Origin of the sequence: Variovorax sp. CF313, assembly GCF_000282635.1 — a bacterium.
Taxonomy (GTDB): domain Bacteria; phylum Pseudomonadota; class Gammaproteobacteria; order Burkholderiales; family Burkholderiaceae_C; genus Variovorax.
In genome coordinates, this window is sequence record NZ_AKIW01000022.1 from 1 (window position 1) to 26,802 (window position 26,802).

Consider the following 26,802-nt stretch of genomic DNA (forward strand, 5'->3'; position numbering starts at 1 on the left):
GCGCACTTCGTGTCGCTTCGCCAACCCCCTGCCGGGGGCAACACCAGCGGCCCGGCAAAGCCGGTTCCGCGGTGTTTCGCGAAGGGGATCAGGAGGTAGGGCATTGGGAGAACTTTGGACATGCGCCAAAGTCTACGAGTGACTATGCGGACTGGACAGCGGTAATGGCACGAAGGATCGACTCGCTCGTGGCCGGCGCCTTCAGCGGCGGATCGATGCGGTGGCCGCCCGCGGCAGACACCGCATCGCGGATCGCGAAGAACACCGAGAACGGCAGCAAGAGCGGTGGCTCGCCCACAGCCTTGCTGCGGTGGATCGAGTCCTCGAAGTTCTGGCCTTCGAACAGGCGCACGTTGAACACCGGCGGGCAGTCGTTGGCCGTCGGAATCTTGTAGGTGCTGGGCGCGTGCGTGGTGAGCATGCCGCTTTGCGGGTGCCACACCAGCTCCTCGGTGGTGAGCCAGCCCATGCCCTGGATGAAGGCGCCCTCGACCTGGCCGATGTCCACTGCCGGGTTCAGCGACTTGCCCGCGTCGTGCAGGATGTCGGCGCGCAATAACTTCCACTCGCCGGTGAGCGTGTCGACGATCACCTCGCTCACGGCCGCACCGTAGGCGTAGTAGTAGAACGGGCGGCCCTGCATCCTGTCCTTGTCCCAGCTCAGGCCGGGCGTGGCGTAGAAACCATCGGACCACAGCTGCTTGCGGTCGAGGTACGCCTCGCCCACCACGGTGCTGAAGGCCAGCGAGCGGCCATTGACCTCGACCTTGTCGTTCGCAAAGCGTACCTCGCCGGCCTTGCCGCCGTGGCGCTCGGCCGCGCATTCGGCAAGGCGCTCGCGGATCTGGCGCGCCGCGTCCTGCGCGGCCTTGCCGTTCAGGTCGGCGCCGGTCGATGCTGCCGTGGCCGAGGTGTTCGCCACCTTGGTGGTGTCGGTGGCGGTGACCCGCACGCGCTCGAAGCTCACGCCCAGCTCGTGCGCCACCACCTGCGCCACCTTGGTGTTCAGGCCCTGCCCCATCTCGGTGCCGCCGTGGTTCACGAGGATCGAGCCGTCGGTGTACACGTGCACCAGCGCGCCGGCCTGGTTGAAGTGCTTCACGTTGAACGAGATGCCGAACTTCAGCGGCGCCAGCGCGAGGCCGCGCTTGAGCACCACGCTCGCCTTGTTGAAGGCCGCGATGTCTTCGCGCCGCGCGCGGTAGCCGCTGCTGGCTTCCAGCTCGGCCACGAGTTCATGGACGATGTTGTCGGTCACGGTCTGGCGGTACGGCGTGACGTTGTTGTCGGTCTTGCCGTAGAAGTTGACGCGCCGCACGTCGAGCGGGTCGCGCTTCAGTTCGCGCGCCACCGAGTCCATGATGTTCTCGATGGCGATGGCGCCCTGCGGACCGCCGAAGCCGCGGAACGCCGTGTTGCTCTGCGTGTTGGTCTTGCCCGAGAAGCCGTGCATGGCCACGTTGGGCAGCCAATAGGCGTTGTCGAAGTGGCACAGCGCGCGCGTCATCACCGGACCCGACAGGTCGGCCGAGTGGCCGGCGCGCGAGACCATGGTGATCTCGGCGCCGAGGATGCGGCCCTCGTCGTCGTAGCCCACCTCGTACTCGTACCAGAAGCAGTGGCGCCGGCCGGTGATCATGAAGTCGTCGTCGCGATCGAGCCGCAGCTTGACCGGGCGCTGCAACTGGCGCGCCGCGATGGCCGCCACGCAGGCGAACAGCGCCGACTGCGATTCCTTGCCGCCGAAGCCGCCGCCCATGCGCCGGCATTCGACATGCACTTCGTTCGACTGCAGGTGCAGCGCATGCGCCACCAGGTGCTGCATTTCGCTCGGGTGCTGCGTCGAGCAGTGGATGTGCAGCGCGCCGCCTTCCTTCGGAATGGCATAGCTGATCTGGCCTTCCAGGTAGAACTGCTCCTGCCCACCCACGTCGAGCGTGGCTTTGTGGCGATGCGGCGCCTTGGCGATGGCGGCGCGCACTGCGGCTTCGTCGCCCTCGTTGGCGCTGCCTCCGCTGCGCACGATGTGCATCGGCGGCACCACGTACTGGCCGCGCGCATGGGCGTCCTGCGGTGTGATCACCGGCGGCTGCGCGTCGATGGTCAGCGCGTCCTTGGCTTTCGCAGCGGCGCGGCGCGCTGCATCGCGCGTCTCGGCGATCACGGCGAATACGGGTTGTCCGAGGTAGCGGATCTCGCCGCCGTGGTTCACGGGCAGCAGGATCGGGTCGTCGTGAATGATCGAACCGCAGTCGTTGCTGCCAGGAATGTCGTCGGCCGTGAGCACCGCGACCACGCCGGGCATCGCACGGATCGCGTCGAGCGACAGCGCCGTGACGCGGCCGTTGGCGGCCGGCGACAGGCCCAGCGCGCAGTGCAGCGTGCCGGCGAGTTCGGGAATGTCGTCGATGTAGGTCGCTTCGCCGGCCACGTGCAGGTGGGCCGACTCGTGCGGCCGGCTGATGCCGACACGCGCGCCAAGATCGTGCGCGAGCGCTTCGGCACCGACGTCGATGCGCGCGGCGGTGTTGGCCAGGTAATCGGCAAAGGCCTCGGCGGGCTGCAGCAGGCGGGCGTCGATGGGCTTGTTCATGGTCAGACTCCTTCGGCGGCGGCCTTGGTGGCATGGGGCATCACGCTCCATACGCTGGTTTCTTCCAGCGACAGGGCGTCTTCGGCGCGGGTCTCGAGCCAGAGCCGCTGGATCAGGTTCTGCGCCACCTGCAGCCGGTAGTCGGCCGAAGCGCGCATATCCGACAGCGGCTTGAAGTCCTGTGCCAGCGCGAGCTTGGCGGTGGCAACGCTGGCCTGCGTCCATGGCTTGCCGACCAGCGCCGCCTCCGCGTTCGCGGCGCGCTTGACGATGGCGGCCATGCCGCCGAAGGCCAGGCGCGCGGCCTTGACCGTGTCGCTGCCGGCTTCGAGTTCGATGGCGAAGCCCGCGCACAGCGCCGAGATGTCGCAGTCGAAGCGCTTGCTGATCTTGTAGGCGCGCACCTGGCGGCGCAACGCAGCGTGCGGAACGGCCAGCCCCTGGACGAACTCGCCCGGCTGCAGCTGGTTCTTCATGTAGTCGAGATAGAACTCGGACAGCGGCATGCGGCGCACCGCATCGCCGCGGCGCAACTCGATCTGTGCATCAAGCGACATCAGCACCGGCGGCGAATCGCCGATGGGCGAGCCGTTGGCGACGTTGCCGCCCATGGTGCCGGCATGGCGGATCGGCGGCGAGGCGAAGCGCAGCCATACGTCGGAGAGGCTCGGCACGCGCTGGACCAGCGCGGCAAAGGCGGATTCGAGCGAGGCGCCGGCGCCGATGTAGAGCTCCTCCTTGCGGTCTTCGATGGTCTTCATTTCGGCCACGTCGCCCACGTAGATGATGTCGCCCAGGTCGCGGAACTGCTTGTTGACCCAGAGGCCGACGTCGGTCGAACCGGCCAGCAGTTGGGCGCGTGGCTTCTGCTCGCGCAGCGCGGCGAGCTGGGCCAGGGTCTTCGGCGCATGGAAGTGGTCGACGCGGGCGCCGAGCGGGGCGGCATAGTCAAGGCCGTCGTTCTGCAGCGCGGTGAGGGCCGCGACCACCGGTTTCGTGTCGAGCCGCACGGCCGGCAGGTCGAACATGCGCTGCCCGGCATCGAGGATCGGGCGGTAGCCGGTGCAGCGGCACAGGTTGCCCGAGAGTTCGTCGGCCAGCTGCTGGCGGGTGGGTTGCGTGCCTTCGGCCTGGTGGTGCTCGTAGGTGGACCACAGCGACATCACGAAGCCGGGCGTGCAGAAACCGCACTGGGAGCCGTGGCAGTCGACCAGCGCCTGCTGGACAGGGTGCAGCGTGTGCACGGCATGCTGCTTCTTTTCAGCGGCCTCCCGGGTCTTGCATTGGCTCTTCAGGTCCTCGACCGTGAACAGCGCCTTGCCATGCAGCGTGGGAAGAAACTGGATGCAGGCATTCACGGTCTGCAGGTTCAGCCCGTCGATGGTGCCTTCGGCATCGGGGTCGGTGGCGAGTTCGCCGATGACGACGGTGCAGGCGCCGCAGTCGCCCTCGTTGCAACCTTCCTTGGTGCCGGTGCAGCGGGCGTCCTCGCGCAGCCAGTCGAGCACGGAGCGGGTCGGGTGGACGCCGGTGACGTCGACGATCCTTCCGCGATGGAAGAAGCGGATCGGTTGAATCTGGCTGCTGGTGCTGCTGTCGGTGCTCATGCTTTTGGGCTCGTGGGAGACCCGTCGTGGGTCAGTCATGGACGTTAGCGGCTTGTCCGGGGTCTTGCATACGGGGGCGCCCATAACGCGTATGTGGGGGTCGGTATGCCACGTACGGGGAAACCCTTGCGCGCATGCTGCAATTCCCGGGCCACGCGAAGGCCCCGTCGGCGGTCAGCTGTGCGCGATGGCCACCCACGCCGTGGCGACCAGCGTGCAACCCGCCGCCGCGAGCAGGCCGCCGACCAGCCATTTGAGCGTGCGCGGCTGCAGCCTGTTCGGCAGCCGGTGGTGCAGCCGCGTCGCGCCGTAGACGACCGGCATCGCGCAGCCGGCCAGCAGCGCCGCGCGCCACGAGAAATGCCCCGTCGGCACCACGATGACGAGCCGCACCAGCGAGTTGAACGCGAACATCAGCAGCAGCGCGCGGCGCACCAGCTCGCGGTCCAGCGGCTGGCGGTACATGTGGAAGACGATCGGCGGCCCCGAGCTCGAGAACAGTCCGCCCAGGACGCCCGACAACCCGCCGACGACGGCGAAGCTCGCGCGGCCCGACACCGCCGGCAGCGGTCTGGCCTGCAGCACCAGCAGCACCGCGCAGCCCAGGATCGACACGCCCAGCAGCCCGCGCAGCCAGTCGACCGCGTCGCCGCTGAGCCAGTTCAGCAGCACGAGCCCGACAATCACGCCGACCGTACTGCCATTGAGCGCCGGCTTCATGAGCTGCCAGGGCACCACGCCGGGCCGAGCGCGGAAGTACGTCCATGCGTTGATCAGGCTCAGCACCGTGGCGGCGTTGGCCGTGTCGCTCACGCTGGCGACGTGGAACACCGACACCAGCCCGAGCAGGATCAGGCTGAATGCGAAGCCCGTGAGGTTCTGCGCATAGGTGGCGAGCGCGACGCAGGCCATGAAGACCAGCACCGGGCCGGCCTCGGAAAGAATCGCTTGCACGGGTCCGGTCTCAGCGCACCATGTCCCAGCCCATCATCAGGGCCGCGAATCCCATCAGGGCGGTGCCGCCCCAGCCGAGCCACCGGGTCCGGCGCCCGGAGGTGAACACGCCCATCACCTTCTCCCGCGTCACGAGAACCATCATGGCCGCCATGATCGGAACCGCGACCACCCCGTTGATGACCGCGCTCCAATAAAGCGCCTTCATGGGGTCGATGGGCGTGAAGTCCAGCGCCGTGCCGACCAGCGTGGCCACGGCGATGATCCCGTAGAACTCCTTGGCCTCCCGCCAGTGCCGCTCCAGTCCTTCTTCCCAGCCGAAGGCCTCGGCCACCGCATAAGCCGCGGAAGACGCGAGCACGGGCACGGCCAGCAGGCCGGTGGCGATGATGCCGCCGGCAAACAGCCAGAAGGCGAAATCGCCGGCCAGCGGGCGCAGCGCCTCGGCCGCCTGCGCCGCGGAGGTCACGTCGTGCACCCCGGCCGTATACAGCACCGATGCGCCCACCACCATCACGAAGAAGGCGATGAGGTTGGAGAAGGTCATGCCCACCCAGGTGTCCAGGCGCACGCGCCGCAGGTCGTGCTGCACCTGCTCGTCCGTTCCGCGCCGCCCGCCCTTGAGCCGGAGCTCCTCGACTTCCTGCGACGCCTGCCAGAAGAACAGGTAGGGCGAGATCGTGGTGCCCAGGAGCGCCACGATCATCATCCAGTAGTCGCCGCTCCATTGCAGCCTGGGCACCACGAGGTCGTGCAGCACTCGCCCCCATTCCACCTGCACCGCGAACACCGCAGCAACGTAGGCGAACAGCGTGAGCGTCAGCCACTTGAGGATGTGAGCCAGCTTGCGGTAGGGCACGAATACCTGCAGCAGCACCGTCACCACGCCGAAGGCCAGCGCATGGAAATGCGCCCCGCCACCCACCACCAGCTGCAGCGCCTCCCCCATCGCCGCAATGTCAGCCGCGATGTTGATGGTGTTCGCCACCACCAGCAGAAAAACCAGCGCGACCAGGAAGCTGCGCGGCATGTGCTCGCGCAGGTTGGCCGCCACGCCCTTGCCGGTCACGCGCCCGATGCGCGCCGACACCAGCTGGATCGCCACCATGAACGGCAGCGACAGGAACACCGTCCACAGCAGCCCGGTGCCGAACTGCGCGCCGGCCTGGGTGTAGGTCGCGATGCCCGACGGATCGTCGTCGGCCGCGCCGGTGACGACGCCCGGTCCGACATGGCGCAGGAAGGAGGGAATGCGTTTTTTCATGTTCGCCCGATGGTGGCATGCCGAGCCTGACCAGTACATGAACCGCGCGCAGGCTCATGGCTTCTCATGACGCCTTCTCCGAGAACAGCGCCGTAATGACCTGCCGCAGCCAGCGGTTGCCCGGGTCGGCCTCGAAGCGCTTGCTCCAGTGCAGCGACACCGTGAAGTCGCGCAGCGGAAACGGCGGCTCGACGATGGCATGGCCGCCCTCCCCGGCAAAGCCGCGCGCGATGTTGCGCGGCATCACCACCGCCAGGTCGGTCGCGCGCACGATGGCCGGCAGCACCATGAAGTGCTCGGTCGTCAGCCGCACCCGGTCCTCGAGGTTCAGCAGTTGCAGGATGCGCAGGGTGTCGGCGTGTGTGCGCACGGCCACGTAGTCGAGCTCCTGCAGCGCATCGAGCAATGCCTGGCCGCTGCGCCGGCGCTTCAGGAAGGGATGGTCCTTGCGCAACAGCACGATGTAGCGGTCCTTCAGCAGCTGCGTGCGCTGCGTGTCCTTCACGCGGGGCAAAAAACCGAAGGCGAAGTCGACCTTGCCGCTGTCCAGCGCAGTGGTGATCTCGCCCGCCGCCAGCGGCATGGTCTCGACCCGCAGGCCCGGCGCCAGCTCGCGCAGCCGCGCCATCAGCGGCGGCAGGAAGCGCCCCTCGCCGATGTCGCTCATGTGGATTCGGAACAGCTTGCGGGAGGCCGCCGGGTCGAAGCGCTCGGGCTCGCTCAGCGCCTGCTGCAGGGTGGCCAGCGCCGACTGCACCGACACCGCCAGCCGCTCGGCGCGCGGCGTCGGCGCCACGCCGCCGGGGGTGCGTGTGAAGAGTGCGTCGCCCAGCAGCAGGCGCAGCCGGGTCAGGCCGTGGCTGGCGGCCGGCTGCGTCAGGCCCAGGGCCTCGGCCGCGCGGCTCACGTTGCGGGTCCGGTAGACCGCATCGAAGAGCCGCAGCAGGTTGAGGTCCACCTCATCGATATGCACTGAGTTCATATTGGATAGCTGGATTATTTTATTGAAGTATGGCGCCGCAACCACCACACTGCCGCGTTCCCCCTCACGACCAGAACACGGCGAGACACGATGGAAGTTTCATTCAGCAAGGAAGTGGAAATGCTGCGCCTCGGCGCAGGCGACACCTTCCACGGCGAGGGCATCCTCGCGATCACCAAGGGCCTGCTGCAGTCGGGCGTGGCCTACGTCGGCGGCTACCAGGGGGCGCCGGTGTCGCACCTGCTCGACGTCATGGTCCAGGGCAAGGCCTACATGGACGAGCTGGGCGTGCACGTGGAGGCCTGTTCGAACGAGGCCTCGGCCGCCGCGATGCTCGGCGCGTCCATTCACTACCCGCTGCGCGGCGCGGTCACCTGGAAGTCGATAGTCGGCACCAACGTGGCGGCCGATGCGCTCTCCAACCTCTCTTCGCCGGGCGTCACGGGCGGCGTACTTGTCGTGGTGGGCGAGGACTACGGCGAAGGCGCCAGCGTGATCCAGGAGCGCACGCATGCCTATGCGCTCAAGTCGAGCATGTGCCTGCTCGACCCGCGGCCCGACCTCGGCGTGATGGTGCGCATGGTGGAAGAAGGCTTCCGCCTGTCCGAGAGCTCGAACATGCCCTGCCTGATGGAGCTGCGCATCCGCACCTGCCACGTGCGCGGCAGCTTCGAGTGCAAGGACAACATCGCGCCTGCCGTATCGACCCGCGCGCTGATGACCGAGCCCGCGGGCTTCGACTACATGCGGCTCGCGCACCCGCCCGTCACCTTCCGCCACGAGAAGCTCAAGGGCGACGAACGCATGCCGGCGGCGCGCCGCTACATCGTCGAGCACGGCCTCAACGAGCTGATGCCCGGCGGGCGCCACGCGGACCTCGGCATCGTGGTGCAGGGCGGCCTCTACAACGCGCTGATCCGCAGCCTGCAGCAGCAGGGACTGGCCGATGCCTTCGGCGAGACGGACATTCCGATCCTCGTGCTCAACGTGACCTATCCGCTGGTGCCGGAGCAGGTCGCCGACTTCTGCGTGGGCAAGCGCGCGGTGCTGGTGGTGGAGGAAGGCCAGCCCGAGTACATCGAGCAGGACATCGCCACGCTGCTGCGCCGGCGCGACATCCAGACGCCGCTGCACGGCAAGGACATGCTGCCGTCGGCGGGCGAGTACGGCGTCGAAGTGCTGTCGGGCGGCATCGGCGCCTTTGCCGCGAAGTACGTCGCGGCGAGCGAGGCCTTGTCTTCAGCGCAGGCCTGGCTGGCCGGCAATCGCGAACGCCGCGAAGCGGTGGCGCGGCAACTGGCCACACCGCTGCCCAACCGGCCGCCAAGCTTCTGCATCGGCTGCCCGGAGCGGCCCGTGTTCTCGGCCCTCAAGCTCGCGCAGCAGGAAACAGGGCCGGTGCACATCGCGGCCGACATCGGCTGCCATGCCTTCGGCACCTTCGAGCCCTTCTCGATGGGCCACTCGATCCTCGGCTACGGCATGAGCCTCGCGAGCCGTGCGGGCGTGGCGCCGATGATGAACCGCCGCACGCTCTCGATCATGGGCGACGGCGGCTTCTGGCACAACGGCCTGCTCACCGGCGTGCAGAGCGCGCTGTTCAACGGCGACGACGCGGTGCTGCTGATCTTCAAGAACGGCTACACCTCGGCCACCGGCACGCAGGACATCATCTCCACGCCCGACGACGAGACGAAAGAGCGCGCCGTCGACAAGCAGCAGAGCCTGGTCGACAAGAACCAGACCATCGAGGACACGCTCAAGGGCCTGGGCGTGAAATGGATGCGCACCGTCACCACCTACGACGTGGAGCGCATGCGCAAGACGCTCACCGAAGCGCTCACCAGCGACTTCAACGGCCTGAAGGTGGTGATCGCCGAGGGCGAATGCCAGCTCGAGCGCCAGCGCCGCATCAAGCCGTGGCTCGCCGGCCTGCTTCAGCGCGGCGAACGCGTGGTGCGCGTGAAGTACGGCGTCGACGAGGACGTGTGCAACGGCGACCACGCCTGCATCCGCCTGTCGGGCTGCCCGACGCTCACGCTCAAGGACAACCCCGATCCGCTCAAGGTCGACCCCGTGGCCACCGTGATCGACGGCTGCGTGGGCTGCGGGCTGTGCGGCGCGAATGCGCACGCGGCCACGCTGTGCCCGAGCTTCTACCGCGCCGAGGTGGTGCAGAACCCGAGGTGGCATGAACGCCTGCTGCACGGGTTGCGCGGCGCGGTCGTTCGCGCGCTTCAACCGGCATGAGGAGCGAAGTCATGGAGAACAACCGCCCCATCACCCTGCTCGTCTGCGCCCTCGGCGGCGAAGGCGGCGGCGTGCTCACCGAATGGCTGGTCGACATCGCGCGCCACGCCGGCTACGCCGCGCAGAGCACGTCGATCCCCGGCGTGGCACAGCGCACCGGCGCCACCACCTACTACATCGAGGTGTTCCCCGTGCCGCTCGCGCAGCTCGGCGGCAGGCGCCCGGTGTTCAGCCTGAGCCCGCTGCCGGGCACGCTCGATGCGATCGTGTCGTCGGAGCTGCTCGAGACCGCGCGCCAGATCGGCAACGGCATGAGCGCGCCGCTGCGCACGCTGGTCATCAGTTCGTCGGCGCGCATCCTCACGACGGCCGAACGCATGGAGCCCGGCGACGGCCGCGCCGATGCGCAGCGCCTCGTCGACGTGGTAAAGGCCTTCAGCCGCGAGCACCATGTGTTCGACATGAATGCCATCGCGCGCGACAGTGGCACGGTGGTCAGCGCGGTGATGCTCGGCGCCATCGCGGGCAGCGGGTTGTTCCCGTTCCCACGTGAAGCCTATGAACACGTGGTGCGCGGCGGCGATACCAGCGCACCCGGCAAGCTCGGCAAGATGGCGGCCGCCAGCCTGCGCGGCTTTGCGGCGGCTTTCGACGCGGTGAGTGCGCCGCGCGTGCAGGCCGCGTTCGTCAGCAGCGTGCTCGCCGGCGACACCAACGACGCGCCACCGCCGGCCAGCGCCCTGCCCGCCGACCTCGCAGGGCGCTTCCCGCCCGCCGTGCACGACATGCTCGCGCTCGGCCATGCCCGCGTGCTCGACTACCAGGACGCCGCCTACGCCGCGCTCTACGCCGACCGGCTGGCCCGCGTGCTCGACGCCGAGCGCGCCGCCGACCCGGCCGGCACGCAGGGCTTCGCCATCACCCGGGAGATGGCGCGCTGGCTCGCGCTGTGGATGGCCTTCGACGACATCGTGCGCGTGGCCGCACTCAAGGGCCGTGCGAGCCGCGCACAGCGGGTGCGGCAAGAGGTGCGGGCCGGCGACGACGACATCGTGAAGGTCTACGACCACTTCAAGCCCGGCGCCGCCGAGTTCGCGGCGCTGCTGCCTCCTTCGCTGTCACGCCGCGTGACAACCTGGGACCGGGGCCGGCAGGCGCGCGGCCTCGCGCCGTGGGCGCTGCCGCTGAAAGTGGGCAGCCATTCGGTGTTCGGCATGGCCTCGCTGCGGCTGCTGGCTTCGCTGCGCTGGCTGCGCCGCCGCGGCAGCCGCTTTGCCGAGGAGCAGGCGTTGATCGAACGCTGGCTCGCCGCCGTGGAGGCGGGCACGCGCGAAGCGTGGGCCCTGGGCCACGAGCTGGCGCTGTGCGGGCGGCTCATCAAGGGTTACGGCAGCACCAACGAACGCGGCAAGGAGAACCTGCTGCACATGACGGACCACCTCGCCGCACAGTCCGGCATTGCGCCGGCCGAGCGAACGCGGGCCGTCGCCGCCGCGCGCACGGCCGCACTGGCCGACGACGCAGGCAAGGCACTCGATGCGGCGCTGGTGGAACACGGCGCGCCCGCCCGCCCCGTCAAGGCGCAGCCCATCCGCTGGATGAAGCGCAAGCCCGTCGGCGGCGCCTGAGACAGAAAGAAGAAGGCACCTGCGATGGCACTGCTGCTCAATGTCGAGGACTACCGGCGCCGTGCCCGGCGCGTTCTGCCGCGCCTGGTGTTCGACTATGTCGACGGCGGCGCGGAAGACGAACGCTGCCTCCGGCGCAACCGCGATGCGCTGGAGGCATTGCCGCTGATCCCGGAGTGTCTGCGCGACACGAGCATGTTGGACATCGGCATCGAACTCTTCGGCAGCCGCTGGCGCGCCCCCTTCGCGGTCGCACCCATCGGGCTGGCCGGCATCGTGCGCCCGCATGCCGATGCGTTGCTGGCCCGCGCCGCACAGGCCGCGCGCGTGCCCTTCATCCTCTCGACGGCATCGAACACCCGCATCGAGGACGTTCGCACCGCCGCCCCCAATGCCACGCTGTGGATGCAGCTCTACGTGATGGGCGAGCGGGCCATCGCCGAGCGCATCGTGCACCGTGCGCGCGCCGCCGGCTTCGAGGCATTGGTGCTCACGGTGGACGTGCCCGTCGGCGGCCTGCGCGAACGCGACCTGCGCCACGGCTTCCGCGTGCCGATGCGGCTCACGCCCGGCACGGTGCTCGACATGGCGAGGCGCCCCGCATGGCTGCTGCGGCTCGCGCGCAGTGGCATGCCGCGGTTCGCCAACCTGCTGCCCGACGACGACGGCGCCCCCATCTCCCCGCAAGCCCAGGCCGCGCTGCTCTCGCGCACCATGGACCGCACGCTGACCTGGGAAAGCCTGGCGTGGCTGCGCCGGCTCTGGGACGGCCCGCTGCTCGTCAAGGGCCTGCTGGGCGCGGAAGACGCCCGGCGTGCCGTGCGGCACGGCGCGGACGGCATCGTGGTCTCGAACCACGGCGGACGCCAGCTCGACGCGGCACCGGCCAGCATCGCAGCGCTTCCCGCCATTGCCGATGCGGTCGGCGGCCGCATTCCCGTGCTCGTGGATGGCGGCATCCGGCGCGGCAGCGACGTCGCGAAGGCGCTCGCACTGGGCGCTTGCGCGGTCCTCCTTGGCCGTGCGCCGCTCTATGGACTGGCCTGCGACGGCGGGCAGGGCGCGCTGTCGGTGCTGCAGTTGCTGGCGCAGGAGACCGAACGCACGATGACGCTGCTCGGCGCGGCGCATCCGCGCGAACTCGGGCCGCGCCACGTCGACCAGCCCGCACCGCGTTCGCCCGACGCACAGAACGGCTTCGCGCAACGGCCTCTGGAAGGCACGCGCGGGAAACCCTCCATTTACCCCGCACGCGCGCCTGCCTAGGCTCGCCCCAGCTCGACGATTCACGCCATCCATAACGAAGGAGACCATGAAAGCCAATCGCCATCCCCGCCGCCGCGGCACGCGTCCGCAACGCATCGCCCGCATCCGCCCCCTCGCCCTGCTCGCAGCCTGCACCGCGCTCGTCGCGGGCACGCCCGCCGTGCAGGCGCAAGACAAGCCGGTGCAGCTCAAGCTGTCGAGCTGGGTGCCCGCGCAACACCCGCTCAACCCCGCGCTGCAGGCCTGGGCCGACGACATCAAGAAGGAATCGGGCGGCACCATCACCGCGATCCTGTTTCCGTCGGAACAGCTCGGCAAGGCCTTCGACCACTACGACATGGCGCGCGACGGCATCGCGGACTTCTCGTACGTGAACCCCGGCTACCAGCCCGGCCGCTTCCCGGTGATGGCGGGTGCGTCGCTGCCCTTCCTTTTCGCCAACGGCAAGGAAGGCTCTGCCGCCATCGACGCCTGGTACCGCAACTACGCGGCCAAGGAGATGAAGGACGTCAAGTACTGCTTCGCGTTCGTGCACGACCCCGGCACCTTCCACTCTCGCAAGAAGATCACCGTGCCCACCGACATCAAGGGCATGAAGGTGCGCCCGGCCACCAGCACCGTGGGCCAGCTCATCACCTCGCTGGGCGGCACCAACGTACAGGCCTCCGCGCCCGAGTCGCGCGACATGCTGGAGCGCGGCGTGGCCGACGCCATCACCTTTCCGTGGGGCTCCATCGGCCTGTTCGGGATCGACAAGGTGGTGAAGTACCACATGGACGTGCCGCTGTACGTCACGCCCTTCGTGTGGGTGATGAACAAGGGCAAGTACGACGCCATGTCCACCGCGCAGAAGAAGGTGATCGACGGCCATTGCACCAGCGAATGGGCACAGAAGGTGGCCGGGCCGTGGGCCGACTTCGAGTTCGCGGGGCACGCCAAGATGGCCGCGCTGCCGGGCCACGAGATCTACAAGCTCACGCCTGAGCAGCTCGATGCATGGCGCAAGGCGGCCGCGCCGTCGGAAGCGCAATGGGCCGAGAGCGTGAAGAAGGTGGGTGAAGACCCGAAGGCCATCATGGACGCACTGAAGGCCAGCCTCGTCAAGTACAAATCGGCGCTCTGAGCGATGGCTACACGGTCCGCCAGCTACATGGACCGCGCGATCAGCACGATTGAGTGGCTTGCCGCCATCTTCGTGGGGATCGTCGCGCTCAACATCTTCGTGGCCGTGGTGCTGCGCAAGTTCTTCGACACCTCGATTCCCGATGCGTACGACTTCGGCCGCATGCTGCTGGGCATCCTGATCTTCTGGGGCATCGCAGCCACCAGCTACCGGGGCGGCCACATCACCGTCGACCTGGTGTGGACGGCGGCGAGCCCGCGCATGAAGCGCGTGATCGACGTGTTCGCCACGCTGGTACTGCTGTTCGTGGTGGCGGTGCAGACCATCATGCTGTTCGACAAGGTGCGCGGCACCTACGTCGACAACGTGCAGACCTACGACCTCAACATCCCGACCTGGCCCTTCTACGCCGTGGCCTGGACGGGCGACGTGTGCGCGGTGCTGCTGATCGCCATCCGCACCTACCGCCTGATCTTCCATCCGGAGCAGCTCGAAGAACTCCACGCTGAACAGAAAGCCGACGAATGAGCCCCGATGCAGTTGCAGTCCTGGGCTTCGTCGCCCTCTTTGTCCTGATGCTGTTGCGCGTGCCGGTCGGCATGGCGATGGGGCTGGTGGGTGTGGTCGGCTACAGCTACCTCGTCGGCCCCGGCCCCGCGCTGAAACTGGTCGGCCAGACCTCCATGCGCACCGTGACCGACTACACCTTCGGCGTGATCCCGATGTTCATGCTGATGGGCGCGCTGGTGTCGGTGTCGGGCGTGAGCCGCGAGCTCTTCAAGGCCGCGAACTCGATGATCGGCCACCTGCGCGGCGGGCTCGGCGTCGCCACCGTGGTGGCGTGCGGCGGCTTCGCGGCGATCTGCGGATCGTCGGTGGCCACGGCCGCCACGTTCTCGGCGGTGGCGTACCCGGAGATGCGGCGCTTCAACTATCCGCAGTCGTTCTCCACCGGCGTGATCGCCGCGGGCGGCACGCTGGGCGCGATCCTGCCGCCATCGACGGTGCTCGCGGTGTACGCCATCCTCACGCAGCAGGACATCGGCAAGCTCTTCATGGCGGGCATCGTGCCCGGCGTTCTCGCGATGGCGATGTACGTGATGACCATTGCCATCATCGTCAAGCTGCGGCCCGACTGGCTGCCCGGCGGCGAGGTCAAGCCGTGGCCGGAGCGCTTCAAGGACCTGAAGAACGTGTGGGCGCCGCTGGTGCTGTTCGTGTTCGTCATCGGCGGCCTGTATGGCGGCTTCTTCACGCCGACCGAGGCGGGCGGCGTGGGCGCGAGCGGCGCGTTCATCCTCGGGCTGGTGCGGCGCAAGCTCGACGGCCCGAAGATCCGCGAGGCGCTGCTCTCGGCCACGCGCACGGCGGCGGCGGTGTTCACGGTGCTGATCGGCGCGCTGCTGTTCGGCTACTTCCTCACCATCACGCAGAGCCCGCAGAAGCTCACCGAATTCCTCACCGGCCTGGGCATCGGCCGCTACGGCGTGCTCGCGCTCATCATGCTGATGTACCTGGTGCTCGGCTGCCTGATGGACGCGATGGCCATGATCATCCTGACCGTGCCCATCATCTATCCGGTGATCGTGCACCTGGGCTTCGACCCGATCTGGTTCGGCGTGATCATCGTGATGACGGTGGAGCTGGGGCTGATCCATCCGCCGGTGGGCATGAACGTGTTCGTCATCAAGAGCGTGGTGAAGGACGTGAGCTTCACCACCATCTTCAAGGGCGTGCTGCCGTTCATCGTGACCGACATCGTGCGGCTGGTGATCCTGATCGCGTTCCCCATCATTGCCCTGTGGCTACCGACGAGAATGGGCTGATGAGCAACAGCGACAAAGAAATCGTCTACACCGTGCGCATCGAATTCGGCGACTGCGACCCGGCCGGCATCGTCTGGTTTCCCAATTTCTTCCGCTGGATCGATGCGGCCTCGCGGCATTTCTTTGCCGAATGCGGCGTGCCGCGCTGGGAAGAAGCGACGGGCACGCTCGGCGTGATCGGCACGCCGCTGGTCGACACGCACACGCGCTTCGTGAAGGCGGCGACCTACGGCGACACGCTGCGCATCGCAGTGCGCATCACCGAGTGGCGCGAGAAGAGCTTCGTGCAGACGTACCGGGCGACGCGCGGGGACGAGCTGATCCTCGAATGCGAGGAGGTGCGGATCTTCGCTGCGAAGCGTGAGGGCGGCGGCATTCGCGCGGTGCAGATTCCGCCATCGATTCGCGCGCTCTGCGAATAAGTCGCGTCGCGAGAAGACCTTGCACCGCATCGTGGAACGCCGTCCCAAGGGTTGACTCGCCGCATGCCGCAGTGCAACAATCCGGAATCTTCATTTCGGAGCCCCGTGCGTGGACAGTGCCAGTTGGATCAGTGACAAGACGCGTGCCTCGGCAGGCGTGACACACCCGGCTCTCTAGCGCAGGCTCCCCCGCGCTGCGTTGCCGGTGTGCACACAGCGTGACTCTCTTGCCTTGCGGCAAGCGGCTCCCTCCTCCCGATTCCCGTCGTTCTCGTTACTGACTTTTTCAGTCAGCTTGCGTGCGTCCGTGCGCGAGGCCCTTCAACGCGAAGGAGCCTTGTCATGCGTCACTTTCATCTTTGTCGTCAGCCGCACGAACAGCGCGTTCGCTCGTCGGCGCAGGAGCCTGCGCGCACCGTCGATGCTGCCGCAGCGCCGGCCGTCGATGCGGCGCTGGACCAGGCCGCCGCGTTGTGGACCACACGCCGCATCCGCAGCTTTCTCGTGCTCCAGCCGACCTGCACGCGCCGCCGCTGAGCCGCTCCACGCGCCCGTCCTTCCTCGACCTGCCAGCAATACAGGAGCACCCCATGGACCCAGCCTCTCGTTGGCGCCGTAGCGCGCCCCCTTCGCTTCGATCGATTACAGCACCAACAACGCGGCCCGCCGCCGCGCTTCGCAAAGGGTTGCCCCTGGCTCGTTGAGGCCGGTGGTTCTCCCCGGGGCGGGCGGCGGCCGCCCCGAAGGAGAACCCCATGAAAAACGTCCTGAAGTCTTTCTTCGAAAGCTTCCTGCGCAGCCGCCACATGCTGCATCACTTCGAGCGCTGGCAGACGCTGCTGGGCTCGAAGCCCGTCGGCACCGGCTCCTCCGTCAGCATGCCGCCCGACATCGCGAAGGCACTGGGCGCCGCCTCGCGCACCGATGCCGGCGAGATGCTCGTCAAGCTCAACAGCTCGCCGCGCGGCCTGAGCGAAGGCCATGCGCAGGTTCTGCGCAAGCGCCTCGGTAGCAACGAGGTGCGCCATGAGCAGCCACTGCCCTGGTGGCAGCACCTGTGGCAGTGCTACCGCAATCCGTTCAACCTGCTGCTGACGGTGCTGGCGTTGGTCTCCTATGTCACCGAGGACATGAAGGCCACGCTCGTGATCGGCAGCATGGTCGTGCTGTCGACGGTGCTGCGCTTCCTGCAGGAGTCGCGCTCCAACAAGGCGGCCGACCGGCTCAAGGCGATGGTGAGCAACACCTCGACCGTGCTGCGACCCGAGCCGGGCTACAAGGCGGGCGTGGCCGGCATCGAGGGCTTCGACGCCACGCACGCCGGCACGGTGCGCGTCGAGGTGCCGATGCGCGACCTGGTGCCGGGCGAAGTCATCGCGCTGTCGGCCGGCGACATGATCCCGGCCGACTGCCGCCTGCTCACCGCCAAGGACCTGTTCATCAGCCAGTCCGCGCTGACGGGCGAGGCCATGCCGGTCGAGAAATTCGTGGTCGACCGCGGCGACCAATCAGCGGGCGTGCTAGAGCGCGAGAACCTGCTCTTCATGGGCACCAACGTGATCAGCGGCACGGCCACCGCGCTGATCGTGCACACCGGCGACCGCACCTTCTTCGGCGCGCTGGCCCAGCGCGTGACGGCCACCGACCGCGGAACCAGCGCCTTCCAGGCCGGCATCAACCGCGTAAGCTGGGTGCTGATCCGCTTCATGCTGGTGATGGCACCGCTGGTGCTGGTGATCAACGGCGTGGCCAAGGGCGACTGGTGGGAGGCGGCGCTGTTCGCGCTGTCGATCGCGGTCGGCCTCACGCCCGAGATGCTGCCGATGATCGTGACGGCCACGCTGGCCAAGGGCGCGGTCGTGATGTCGCGCCAGAAGGTGATCGTGAAGCGGCTCGAGGCGATCCACAACTTCGGCGCGATGGACGTGCTGTGCACCGACAAGACCGGCACGCTGACGCAGGACCGCATCGTGCTCGAGCGCCATACCAACGCCTGGGGCGAGGAGTCGGACCATGTGCTGCAGCTGGCCTACCTCAACAGCTTTCACCAGACGGGGCTGAAGAACCTGCTCGACAAGGCCGTGCTGAGCCACGCCGAGATGCAGCTCGAGACGCGCCTGCAGACGGCCTGGCGCAAGATCGACGAAGTGCCCTTCGATTTCTCGCGCCGCCGCATGTCGGTGGTGGTGGCCAACGGCGGCAGCGAGCACCTGCTGATCTGCAAGGGTGCGCTGGAGGAGATCCTGTCGGTGTGCACCTCGGTCGAGCGCGGTGCCGAGGTGCTGGCGCTCGATGCCGAGGTGTTGGCGCGCATCCATCGCGTGGCGTCGGAGCTCAACGCACAGGGCCTGCGCGTGGTGGCCGTGGCGAGCCGCGCGCTGGCGGCCGGGGCACAGAAGCCGGCTTACGGCGTGGCCGACGAATCGGGGCTCACGCTGCTCGGCTACGTGGCCTTTCTCGATCCGCCGAAGGAATCGACCGCGCCGGCGCTGCGCGCATTGGCCGAGCATGGCGTGTCGGTGAAGGTGCTGACCGGCGACAACGAGCTGGTCACGCGCAAGGTCTGCGCCGACGTGGGACTGGAGGTCGGCCGCATGGTGCTCGGCCGCGAGATCGAAGAGCTGGACGACGCCCACCTGCGCACGCTGGTGGAACAGCACCAGGTGTTCGCCAAGCTCACGCCCGCGCACAAGGAGCGCATCGTGCATGCGCTGCATGCCAATGGGCACGTGGTCGGCTTCATGGGCGACGGCATCAACGACGCGCCCGCGCTGCGCGCAGCGGACATCGGCATCTCGGTGGACGGCGCGGTGGACGTGGCCAAGGAGTCGGCCGACATCATCCTGCTGGAGAAGAGCTTGATGGTGCTGGAGCAAGGCGTGGTGCAGGGGCGCCGCACTTTCGCAAACATGCTCAAGTACATCAAGCTCACGGCGAGCTCGAACTTCGGCAATGTGTTCTCGGTGCTGGTGGCGAGTGCGTTCCTTCCGTTCCTGCCGATGCTGCCGCTGCATCTGCTGGTGCAGAACCTGCTGTACGACGTGTCGCAGATCGCGATTCCGTTCGACAACGTGGACGATGAATTCCTGAAGGCACCGCAGCGCTGGAATCCGGCGGACCTGGGGCGCTTCATGGTGTTCTTCGGGCCGCTGAGCTCGGTGTTCGACATCCTCACGTTCACGGTGATGTGGTTCGTGTTCGCGGCCAACACGGTGGGCCACCAGACGCTCTTTCAGTCAGGCTGGTTCGTCGAAGGGCTGCTGTCGCAGACGCTGATCGTGCACCTGATCCGCACGCGCAAGATCCCGTTCCTGCAAAGCCGCGCGGCGTGGCCGCTGCTGATCATGGGTGCGGCGATCGCGGCCGTGGGCATCTGGCTGCCGATGGGGCCGCTGGCGCACTACTTCAAGCTGCAGGCGCTGCCGCTGATGTACTTCCCTTGGCTGGTCGCGATGCTGCTCGGGTATGCGCTGCTGACGCAGGGTGTGAAGGGGTGGTACGCGCGGCGGTATGGGTGGCAGTGATCTTTCCGCTGAGTGTTCGGGGCGTGAACACCCCCCGAACAGCAGCCTCCCGAACGCCCCGTGACACGCACATGACACCCGGCCCCCACAAACTGCACACCGAAATCACAACAAGAAAGGGATCCATCCAATGCAAGCCATCCAGAACATCAACTTGCACTCGCTGCTCGACACCTTCGTCAGCGTAGCGGCGGCCTTCATCCTCGGCTCGCTGATCGGCCTGGAGCGCCAGGTTCGGCAACGCACTGCAGGCTTGCGAACGAACACACTGGTGGCAGTAGGTGCTGCGGTATTCGTCGATCTGGCGAACCGGCTCGACGGCAGCGGCGGCGCAGTGCGCGTGGTGGCCTACGTGGTGTCGGGCATCGGCTTCCTGGGCGCGGGCGCGATCATGAAGGAAGGCGCCAACGTCACGGGGCTGAACACGGCGGCAACGCTGTGGGGGTCGGCCGCGGTGGGCGCCTGCGCGGGCGCGAACCTGCTGGGGGAAGCGCTGATCGCGGCGCTGTTCGTGCTGGCGAGCAACACGCTGCTGCGGCCCGTGGTGAACCGCATCAACCGGCAGCCGATCAGCGAGGAAGCGAGCGAGGCGACGTACGTGGTGCGCGTGATCTGTTCACGCGCGGCACGGCCCGAGGTGATGGACCAGCTGCTGCTGTTGCTCGAAGCCGCGAACTATCCGGTGCGCGATGTCGACCAGCATCCGTTCGGGCCGGCCGACACCGAGATCGGTGCGACGCTCTATGCGACAGCGGTCGAGCCCGCGGAGCTCGACCGTGTCATTGAAGATCTCGAATCGCTCGACGGCGTGCAGCAAGCCTTCTGGAATGCCACCGCCGAGGAGTGAGCCGACTCAAACGCCGAGGATCGAAACAGCCTTGGTATTCAGATAAGCCTCGAGCGCTTCCGGGCCGCCTTCCGAACCGTAGCCCGAATCCTTCACGCCGCCGAACGGCATTTCCGGCGAAGGCGTGGCGGGCTGGTTGATCCACAGCATGCCGAGCTCGAGCTTCTGGCTCAGCAGGTGCGCGCTCTTGATCGACTTGGTGAAGGCATAGCCGGCCAGGCCGAACGGCAGGCGGTTGGCTTCGGCGATGGCCTCCTCGAGCGTGTCGAAGCCGCGGATGGCGGCGATGGGGCCGAAGGGCTCGTTGTTGAACACGTCGGCGTCCAGCGGCACGTCGGTCAGCACGGTGGGGGCGAAGAAGTTGCCCGTGTCGCCCACGCGTTCGCCGCCGGCCGCCACGGTGGCGCCCTTCTTGCGCGCGTCTTCCAGCACATGGGCCATTGCGGTGAGGCGACGCGCGTTGGCGAGCGGGCCGATGGTCGTGCCTTCGGCGAGGCCGTCGCCGAGCTTCAGGCCTTCGGTGTACTTGACCAGCGTGCGGGCGAATTCTTCGCGCAGGCTGTTGTGCACCAGGAAGCGGGTCGGCGAGATGCAGACCTGGCCCGCATTGCGGAACTTGGCGGCGCCCGCGGCCTTGACGGCCAGCGCAACGTCGGCGTCTTCGGCCACGATCACCGGGGCGTGGCCGCCCAGTTCCATCGTGACGCGCTTCATGTGCGAACCGGCCAACGCGGCCAGTTGCTTGCCGACCGGCGTGGAGCCGGTGAAGGTGACCTTGCGGATGATCGGGTGGGCGATCAGGTAGTTCGAGATTTCGGCGGGGTTGCCGAACACCAGGCCGACGGTGCCGGGCGGGATGCCGGCGTCGACAAAAGCCTGCAGCAGCGCAGCGGGCGATGCCGGGGTTTCTTCAGGGGCCTTCACCAGGAACGAGCAGCCGGTGGCCAGCGCGGCGCCGAGCTTGCGCACGATCTGGTTGATCGGGAAGTTCCACGGCGTGAATGCTGCGACGGGGCCGAGCGGCTCCTTCAGCACGAGCTGCTGCGCGGCCAGGTTGCGCGAGGGCACGATGCGGCCGTACACACGGCGGCCTTCGTCGGCGAACCACTCGATGATGTCGGCGGCGGCCAGCGTCTCGCCCTTGGCTTCGGCCAGCGGCTTGCCCTGCTCTTGCGTCAGCAGCTTGGCGATGTCGCCGGCGCGTTCGCGGATCAGGCCCGCGGCGCGGCGCATCACGGCGGCCCGCTCGTTGGCGGGGGTGTTGCGCCACTTGTCGAAGCCGCGCTGGGCGGCGGCCAGGGCGCGGTCGAGGTCGGCGATGCTGGCGTGCGCCACCTTGCCGATGGCCTTGCCGGTGGCCGGATTCACGACGTCCAGCGTCCTGCCGCCGACGGCGTCGACCCATTCGTTGTCGATCAGCAGGCGGGTGTCGGTGTAGGTGGCGGTCATGGCGAACTTTTCCTTCGGGACTGGATGATGAAAGGAGGAATGGGAAATCTGGATGTGCGACGCGGCACCCGCAAGGGTGCGCCGGCGACAACGGCAGCCACAGGCCGCCGGGGGGCATAGATTAACCCGAGTTCGCAAACCCCGCCCACCACCGGTCACGGGCCGGGCATGGGGCAGTCATGCGCGCCGAACATAATCCCCGCCAAACCAACACACAGAGGACCGAGGGAAATCCATGCACGCAGCGCTCAGCAACAACCTGTTCTTCATCAAGGAACACGTCGGCATATTCAAGGCCGCCAACAACTACGACATCTTCGATCCGCACTCGCAGCAGAAGATCCTGGAATGCCGCGAGCCGAACCTCGGCTTTTTCAGCAAGCTGCTGCGCTTCACCGACTACAAGCGCTTCACGCCCTTCGACGTGGTCGTGTCCACGCCCGAGGGGCAGAAGGTGCTGTCGGTCAAGCGCGGCGTGTCCATCTTCCTGTCGAAGGTGCAGGTGCTCGACGGCAACGACCGGGTCGTCGGCTCGTTCAAGCAGAAGCTCTTCTCCATCGGCGGCAAGTTCGATGTGCTCGACGCACAGGAGCGGATCGCCTGCACGCTCAGGGGCAAGTGGACCAGCTGGGATTTCCGCTTCGTGCAGGACAGCACCGAGTTCGCCGCCGTGTCCAAGAAGTGGGCCGGGCTGGGCAAGGAACTGTTCACCACCGCCGACAACTACATGCTGTCGATCGATCCGGGCGTGCCGGCCAACGACGCCCGCCGCCTGCTGATCGTGGCGGCGGTGATGTGCATCGACATGGTCCTCAAGGAGTGAGGCGTTTCCTGCCTACAGCACCAGCAGGGCGCGGAAGTCGTTGACGTTGGTGTGCGTCGGGCCCGTCACGAACAGGTCGCCGATGGCGTCGAAGTAGCCGTACGCGTCGTTGCGGTCGAGGTGGTCCGACAGCTTCTTGCCAGCGGCCGTGGCGCGCGCCAGCGTGTCGGGCGTAACGAAGGCGCCGGCGTTGTCTTCCACGCCGTCGATGCCGTCGGTATCGGCGGCCAGCGCCCACACCTGCGCTTGGCCCATGAGCGCGCCGGCCAGGCCCATGCAGAACTCGCCGGCCCGGCCGCCGCGGCCCTTGGCCTGGCCGGGCTGGCGCGGGCGGATCGTGACTGTCGTCTCGCCGCCGGAAAGGATGACGCAGGGCCGCGCGAACGGCTCGCCGCGGTGCGCGACGGCGCGGGCCAGCGCGGCATGCACCTTGCCGACTTCGCGCGACTCGCCTTCCATTTCGTCGCTGAGGATGTGCGCCGCAATACCGGCCTCGCGCGCCGCCCTGGCCGCCGCTTCGAGCGACTGCTGCGGCGTTGCGATCATGTGGGTTGCGTGGCCCTGGAACACGGCATCGTCCGGCTTGGGCGTTTCGAGCTCGCCGCTTTCGAGCCGGGCGCGCACCGGCGCAGGCACCTCGATGCCGTAGCGGTCGAGGATCGCGAGCGCGTCGGCGCAGGTGCTCGCATCGGGCACGGTTGGGCCGCTCGCGATGACGGCCGCGTCATCGCCGGGCACGTCGCTGATCGTCAGCGTCACCACGCGGGCCGGCGCGCATGCGGCCGCCAGCCGGCCGCCCTTGATGCGCGACAGGTGCTTGCGCACGCAGTTCATCTCGCCGATGCCCGCGCCGCTTTCGAGCAGTTGCTTGTTGATGCGCTGCTTGTCGGCCAGCGTCAGGCCCTCGGCCGGCAGCACCAGCAGTGACGAGCCGCCGCCCGAGATCAGGCACAGCACGAGGTCGTCGGCCGTCAGCCCCTGCGTCAGCGCGAGGATGCGTTCGGCGGCCTGCTGGCCGGCCGCGTCGGGCACGGGGTGCGCGGCCTCGACGATCTCGATGCGTTGCGGCACGCCTTCGGGCCGCGGCGGAATGTGGTCGTAGCGCGTGACGACGAGCCCCGACAGCGGCGCATCGGCCGGCCACAGGGCTTCGAGCGCCTGCACCATCGAGCCGCCGGCCTTGCCGGCGCCCAGCACCAGCGTGCGGCCCTTGGGCGGGGGCGGCAGGTGGGCCCCCAAGGTGGAAAGCGGCAGTGCGCGGTCCACCGCCACGCGGTAGATGTGTTCGAGGAAGGCGCGCGGGGCCTCGCGCGGATCGGGGGCGGGGCCGAAGGATGGATTCGATGTGGTCATGGCTTTGCTTATCTCCAACCGGCGATTGTGCGGGCCACGGCGCCCTGCACTCTTGATCCCGGTCTAGTTTGTCTTGGCGCCAGCCTGGAACCAGCGGCTGACGAGGGCCCGCTCTTCGTCGGTGATGCCCGTGGCGTTGTTCATAGGCATGATCTTCGTGACCACCACCTGCTGGTAGATCGCCTGCGCATTCGCGGCCACCTGTTCGGGCGAATCTACACGCACGTTCTTCATCTGCGTGGCCGCGCCGTGGCACATGTAGCAGCGCTGCTCGAGCACCTTCTGCACGTCCTTGAACGGCACCGCGGGCGCGGCTGCAGCCACGGCGGGCGCGGCCGCGGGTTCGGGCTTCATCCAGACGATGGTCAGGCCCAGCACCACGATGCCGATCAGCGCGTAGGGCAGCGGGTTGCCCGCGTTGCCCAGCTTGAAGCGGTGGCGCACCACGAAGAACTGCCGGATCGCCGCGCCGCCGAGCATGATCAGCAGCAGCACGATCCAGTTGTACTTGTGCGTGTAGGTGAAGCTGTAGTGGTTGCTCAGCATCGCGAACAGCACCGGCAGCGTGAAGTAGGTGTTGTGCACGCTGCGCTGCTTGCCGCGCTGGCCGTGCACCGGGTCAACCGGGCGGCCTTCGCGCAGGGCCTGCACGTTCTTGCGCTGGCCGGGGATGATCCAGAAGAACACGTTGCCGCTCATGGTCGTGGCCATCATGGCGCCCACCAACAGGAAGGCCGCGCGGCCCGCGAACCACTGGCAGGCCAGCCAGGTCGCGAAGACGATGAAGAGCGCGATCAGCACGCCGACAATGGTGTCGCCGTTCTTGCGCCGGCCAAAGACTTGGCAGATGCCGTCGTAGACCATCCAGAACACGACGAAGAAGGCCAGCGCCACGCCGATGGCGGCGCCGGGCTGCCAGTCCATCTTCGATTTGTCGATCAGGTAGGTGCTCGCATTCCACAGGTACGACATGGTGAAGAGCGAGAAACCCGTGATCCAGGTCGAATAGCTCTCCCAGTACGACCAGTGCAGGTGGTCCGGCAGCTTCTTCGGCGCCAGCGCGTACTTCTGCATGTTGTAGAAGCCGCCGCCGTGCACGGCCCATTGCTCGCCGCCCACGCCCTTGTCGAGCGATTCCTGGTCTTGCGGCTTCTCGAGGCTGTTGTCCAGCATCACGAAGTAGAAGGAGGCGCCGATCCAGGCGATGGCTGTGATGACGTGGACCCAGCGCAGCAGCAGGTTGGCCCAGTCGAGGTAGTAGCTTTCCATGTGCTCTCTCTCAGCCCTTTCGGCGCGTGGAGACGCCGCCAAAGGGTTTCAGCCTGCTCACCACCGCGGGCGCTGTAAGCAGAGAAAGTGCCGCGAACGCAGGCGCCATGAAATGGGCCTCGCTCCGCTGCGGCTTGTTGTGGACCGAAAGTGTATACAGTTTTGACACGAGGCGGGTTGGTTTTTTGAGCGTCGCCGCCGGGGAAAACCCTGTTCAGCCCAGCGATTGCAACAACTGTGCCGCCACCGCGACGGCAATCACCTCGGGCTCCTTGCCGGTGATGCCGGGCACGCCGATGGGGCAGGTGATGCGCGCCAGTTCGTCGGCCGTGAAGCCACGCGCCTCGAGCCGGTGGCTGAAGGTGGCCCACTTGGTCTTGCTGCCGATCAGGCCGATGTACGGCAGGTCGTTGCGCTCGCGCAGGCGCTTGAGGCAGGCGATGACGATGTCGAGGTCTTCGGCATGGCTGAAGCTCATGATCAGCACGCGGCTGCCCGGCGCGAGCGCGGCCACGGCGTCCTGCACGGGCTCGGAATGCTCGGTGTCGATCTGTGCCGGCAGCTCTTCGGGGAATACGCCGTCGCGGCTGTCGATCCAGCGCACCGCGAACGGCAGCGCGGCCAGCAGGCGCGCCAGCGCGGCGCCCACGTGACCGCCGCCGAACAGCGCCACGGGCTTGAGTTGCGCGACCAGTTCGCGCTGCAGCCTCGGCGCATCGGCCGCCGTGATGCGCTGGTACGACAGGAACATCACGCCACCGCAGCACTGCCCCAGGCTGGGCCCGAGCGGATAGCGCTGGATGCCGTCGAAGGGGGCGCGCATGCCGGCCAGCAGTTCGCGCGCTTCCTTCGTGGCCTGGAATTCGAGTTGCCCGCCGCCGATGGTGGCCGTGAGCGCATCGGCCCACACCGCCATCCAGGTGCCGGCCTCGCGCGGCGCCGAGCCCTGCGTCGACTCGACGCGCACCAGCACCGCGTCTTCGCGGGCAAGACGGGCCAGCAGCTGATCGACCATGCCGTTCATTTCCGACACCTTCGGTTGCGAGGTTGCACGAGACTCACGGTATAAACCTGCGATGAACCGTCAGCTTACGCCGCGCCACCTTGCCCTGGTGGCATCCGTCATTTCCGCACTCTGGCTCGCCGGCTGCGCAGGCCCCGGGGCCGTGCCCGGCCAATTGAGCGAGGCCAAGACCGAACGGAGTGCGGCGGGCGCCGCGCCGCGCACCTCGAATGCGGCCACCGCGCGCGAGTACCGCCGCGATGCGGCACGCCACATCTACGACGCCAACAAGTCCCGCGTCTACAGCGGCCAGCTGCCGCCCATGCTCTACGCCGTCGGCACACTGCAGGTCAACCTCGATGCCGGCGGCAAGGTGGTGTCGCTGCATTGGATGCGCGCGCCCAAGCATGCACCCGAGGTCATCGCCGAGATCGAGCGCATGGTGCTGAAGGCCGCGCCCTTCCCCGCCGCCCCCCGCCTCGGCGCGGTCACCTGGACCGATACCTGGCTGTGGGACAAGAGCGGGCGCTTCCAGCTCGACACCCTGACTGAAGGCCAACAGCAAGGGGACTGAAGACACACCCGGAGGCATTTGCGCGGGGGCCGCCGCGCACGGCCG

At 68.0% G+C, this 26,802-nt stretch carries 21 protein-coding genes; 12 read left to right on the forward strand and 9 right to left on the reverse strand.

Annotated elements, in window-relative coordinates; genetic code table 11:
* Positions 1-142: 142 nt before the first annotated feature.
* From xdhB to PMI12_RS07310, 5 genes are all read right to left on the reverse strand, one after another.
* Entirely contained in the window at positions 143-2,593 is a 2,451-nt protein-coding gene (gene xdhB, locus PMI12_RS07290) for a xanthine dehydrogenase molybdopterin binding subunit (protein WP_007830577.1), read from the reverse strand.
* 2 nt (positions 2,594-2,595) lie between these two features.
* Positions 2,596-4,200, reverse strand: a complete 1,605-nt coding sequence (gene xdhA, locus PMI12_RS07295; protein WP_007830578.1) for a xanthine dehydrogenase small subunit — start codon at positions 4,198-4,200, stop codon at positions 2,596-2,598.
* 174 nt (positions 4,201-4,374) lie between these two features.
* Positions 4,375-5,154 carry a sulfite exporter TauE/SafE family protein gene (locus PMI12_RS07300; protein WP_081502620.1) on the reverse strand — a complete coding sequence of 260 codons (780 nt, stop codon included), beginning with the start codon at positions 5,152-5,154 and terminating at the stop codon, positions 4,375-4,377.
* A gap of 10 nt (positions 5,155-5,164) precedes the next feature.
* Positions 5,165-6,418: an Nramp family divalent metal transporter gene (locus tag PMI12_RS07305; RefSeq protein ID WP_007830580.1), complete on the reverse strand. Its 1,254-nt coding sequence runs from the start codon at positions 6,416-6,418 to the stop codon at positions 5,165-5,167.
* 64 nt (positions 6,419-6,482) lie between these two features.
* Positions 6,483-7,400: a LysR family transcriptional regulator gene (locus PMI12_RS07310; protein WP_007830581.1), complete on the reverse strand. Its 918-nt coding sequence runs from the start codon at positions 7,398-7,400 to the stop codon at positions 6,483-6,485.
* A 90-nt stretch (positions 7,401-7,490) separates the two neighbouring features.
* On the opposite strand from PMI12_RS07310, the gene PMI12_RS07315 reads away from it, so the two are divergent.
* The 10 genes from PMI12_RS07315 to PMI12_RS07360 all read left to right on the forward strand — a co-directional run bounded on the left by PMI12_RS07315 (position 7,491) and on the right by PMI12_RS07360 (position 20,286).
* Positions 7,491-9,650: a thiamine pyrophosphate-dependent enzyme gene (locus PMI12_RS07315; protein ID WP_007830582.1), complete on the forward strand. Its 2,160-nt coding sequence runs from the start codon at positions 7,491-7,493 to the stop codon at positions 9,648-9,650.
* 11 nt (positions 9,651-9,661) lie between these two features.
* Positions 9,662-11,278: an indolepyruvate oxidoreductase subunit beta family protein gene (locus PMI12_RS07320; protein WP_007830583.1), complete on the forward strand. Its 1,617-nt coding sequence runs from the start codon at positions 9,662-9,664 to the stop codon at positions 11,276-11,278.
* A gap of 24 nt (positions 11,279-11,302) precedes the next feature.
* Positions 11,303-12,544, forward strand: coding sequence for an alpha-hydroxy acid oxidase (locus tag PMI12_RS07325; protein WP_007830584.1), 1,242 nt, complete (start codon positions 11,303-11,305; stop codon positions 12,542-12,544).
* 46 nt (positions 12,545-12,590) lie between these two features.
* Positions 12,591-13,667 (forward strand): TRAP transporter substrate-binding protein, encoded by a 1,077-nt coding sequence (locus PMI12_RS07330; RefSeq protein ID WP_007830585.1) that lies wholly within the window; start codon positions 12,591-12,593, stop codon positions 13,665-13,667.
* A gap of 3 nt (positions 13,668-13,670) precedes the next feature.
* Positions 13,671-14,195, forward strand: a complete 525-nt coding sequence (locus tag PMI12_RS07335; RefSeq protein ID WP_237726055.1) for a TRAP transporter small permease — start codon at positions 13,671-13,673, stop codon at positions 14,193-14,195.
* Complete coding sequence (locus PMI12_RS07340) at positions 14,192-15,493, forward strand: TRAP transporter large permease (RefSeq protein WP_007830589.1); 1,302 nt, start codon at positions 14,192-14,194, stop codon at positions 15,491-15,493. The genes PMI12_RS07335 and PMI12_RS07340 overlap by 4 nt, the downstream gene beginning before the upstream one ends.
* A complete protein-coding gene (locus PMI12_RS07345) occupies positions 15,493-15,915 on the forward strand; it encodes an acyl-CoA thioesterase (RefSeq protein ID WP_007830591.1) in 423 nt (140 codons plus the stop codon). Before PMI12_RS07340 ends, PMI12_RS07345 begins: the two co-directional genes overlap by 1 nt.
* Positions 15,916-16,257: 342 nt before the next feature.
* On the forward strand, positions 16,258-16,452 hold the full coding sequence (locus PMI12_RS07350; RefSeq protein ID WP_007830596.1) for a hypothetical protein: 195 nt from the start codon (positions 16,258-16,260) through the stop codon (positions 16,450-16,452).
* Positions 16,453-16,670: 218 nt separating this feature from the next.
* Positions 16,671-19,439, forward strand: coding sequence for a magnesium-translocating P-type ATPase (gene mgtA, locus PMI12_RS07355; protein ID WP_007830597.1), 2,769 nt, complete (start codon positions 16,671-16,673; stop codon positions 19,437-19,439).
* Between the two features lie 130 nt (positions 19,440-19,569).
* On the forward strand, positions 19,570-20,286 hold the full coding sequence (locus tag PMI12_RS07360; RefSeq protein WP_007830598.1) for an MgtC/SapB family protein: 717 nt from the start codon (positions 19,570-19,572) through the stop codon (positions 20,284-20,286).
* A gap of 6 nt (positions 20,287-20,292) precedes the next feature.
* On the opposite strand, the gene PMI12_RS07365 is transcribed toward PMI12_RS07360, so the two are convergent.
* Positions 20,293-21,735, reverse strand: coding sequence for an NAD-dependent succinate-semialdehyde dehydrogenase (locus PMI12_RS07365; RefSeq protein ID WP_007830599.1), 1,443 nt, complete (start codon positions 21,733-21,735; stop codon positions 20,293-20,295).
* Between the two features lie 235 nt (positions 21,736-21,970).
* Between PMI12_RS07365 and PMI12_RS07370 the strand changes: the two genes are divergently transcribed.
* Positions 21,971-22,558, forward strand: a complete 588-nt coding sequence (locus tag PMI12_RS07370) for a phospholipid scramblase-related protein (protein ID WP_007830600.1) — start codon at positions 21,971-21,973, stop codon at positions 22,556-22,558.
* 12 nt (positions 22,559-22,570) lie between these two features.
* Here PMI12_RS07370 and PMI12_RS07375 read toward each other — a convergent pair whose 3' ends face one another.
* From PMI12_RS07375 to xdhC, 3 genes are all read right to left on the reverse strand, one after another.
* A complete protein-coding gene (locus PMI12_RS07375; protein WP_007830601.1) occupies positions 22,571-23,911 on the reverse strand; it encodes a glycerate kinase type-2 family protein in 1,341 nt (446 codons plus the stop codon).
* A 63-nt stretch (positions 23,912-23,974) separates the two neighbouring features.
* On the reverse strand, positions 23,975-25,180 hold the full coding sequence (locus PMI12_RS07380) for a urate hydroxylase PuuD (RefSeq protein ID WP_007830605.1): 1,206 nt from the start codon (positions 25,178-25,180) through the stop codon (positions 23,975-23,977).
* A gap of 214 nt (positions 25,181-25,394) precedes the next feature.
* Entirely contained in the window at positions 25,395-26,204 is an 810-nt protein-coding gene (xdhC, locus tag PMI12_RS07385) for a xanthine dehydrogenase accessory protein XdhC (protein ID WP_007830607.1), read from the reverse strand.
* Positions 26,205-26,256: 52 nt separating this feature from the next.
* On the opposite strand from xdhC, the gene PMI12_RS07390 reads away from it, so the two are divergent.
* Positions 26,257-26,757 carry a hypothetical protein gene (locus tag PMI12_RS07390; protein WP_007830609.1) on the forward strand — a complete coding sequence of 167 codons (501 nt, stop codon included), beginning with the start codon at positions 26,257-26,259 and terminating at the stop codon, positions 26,755-26,757.
* Positions 26,758-26,802: the final 45 nt, after the last annotated feature.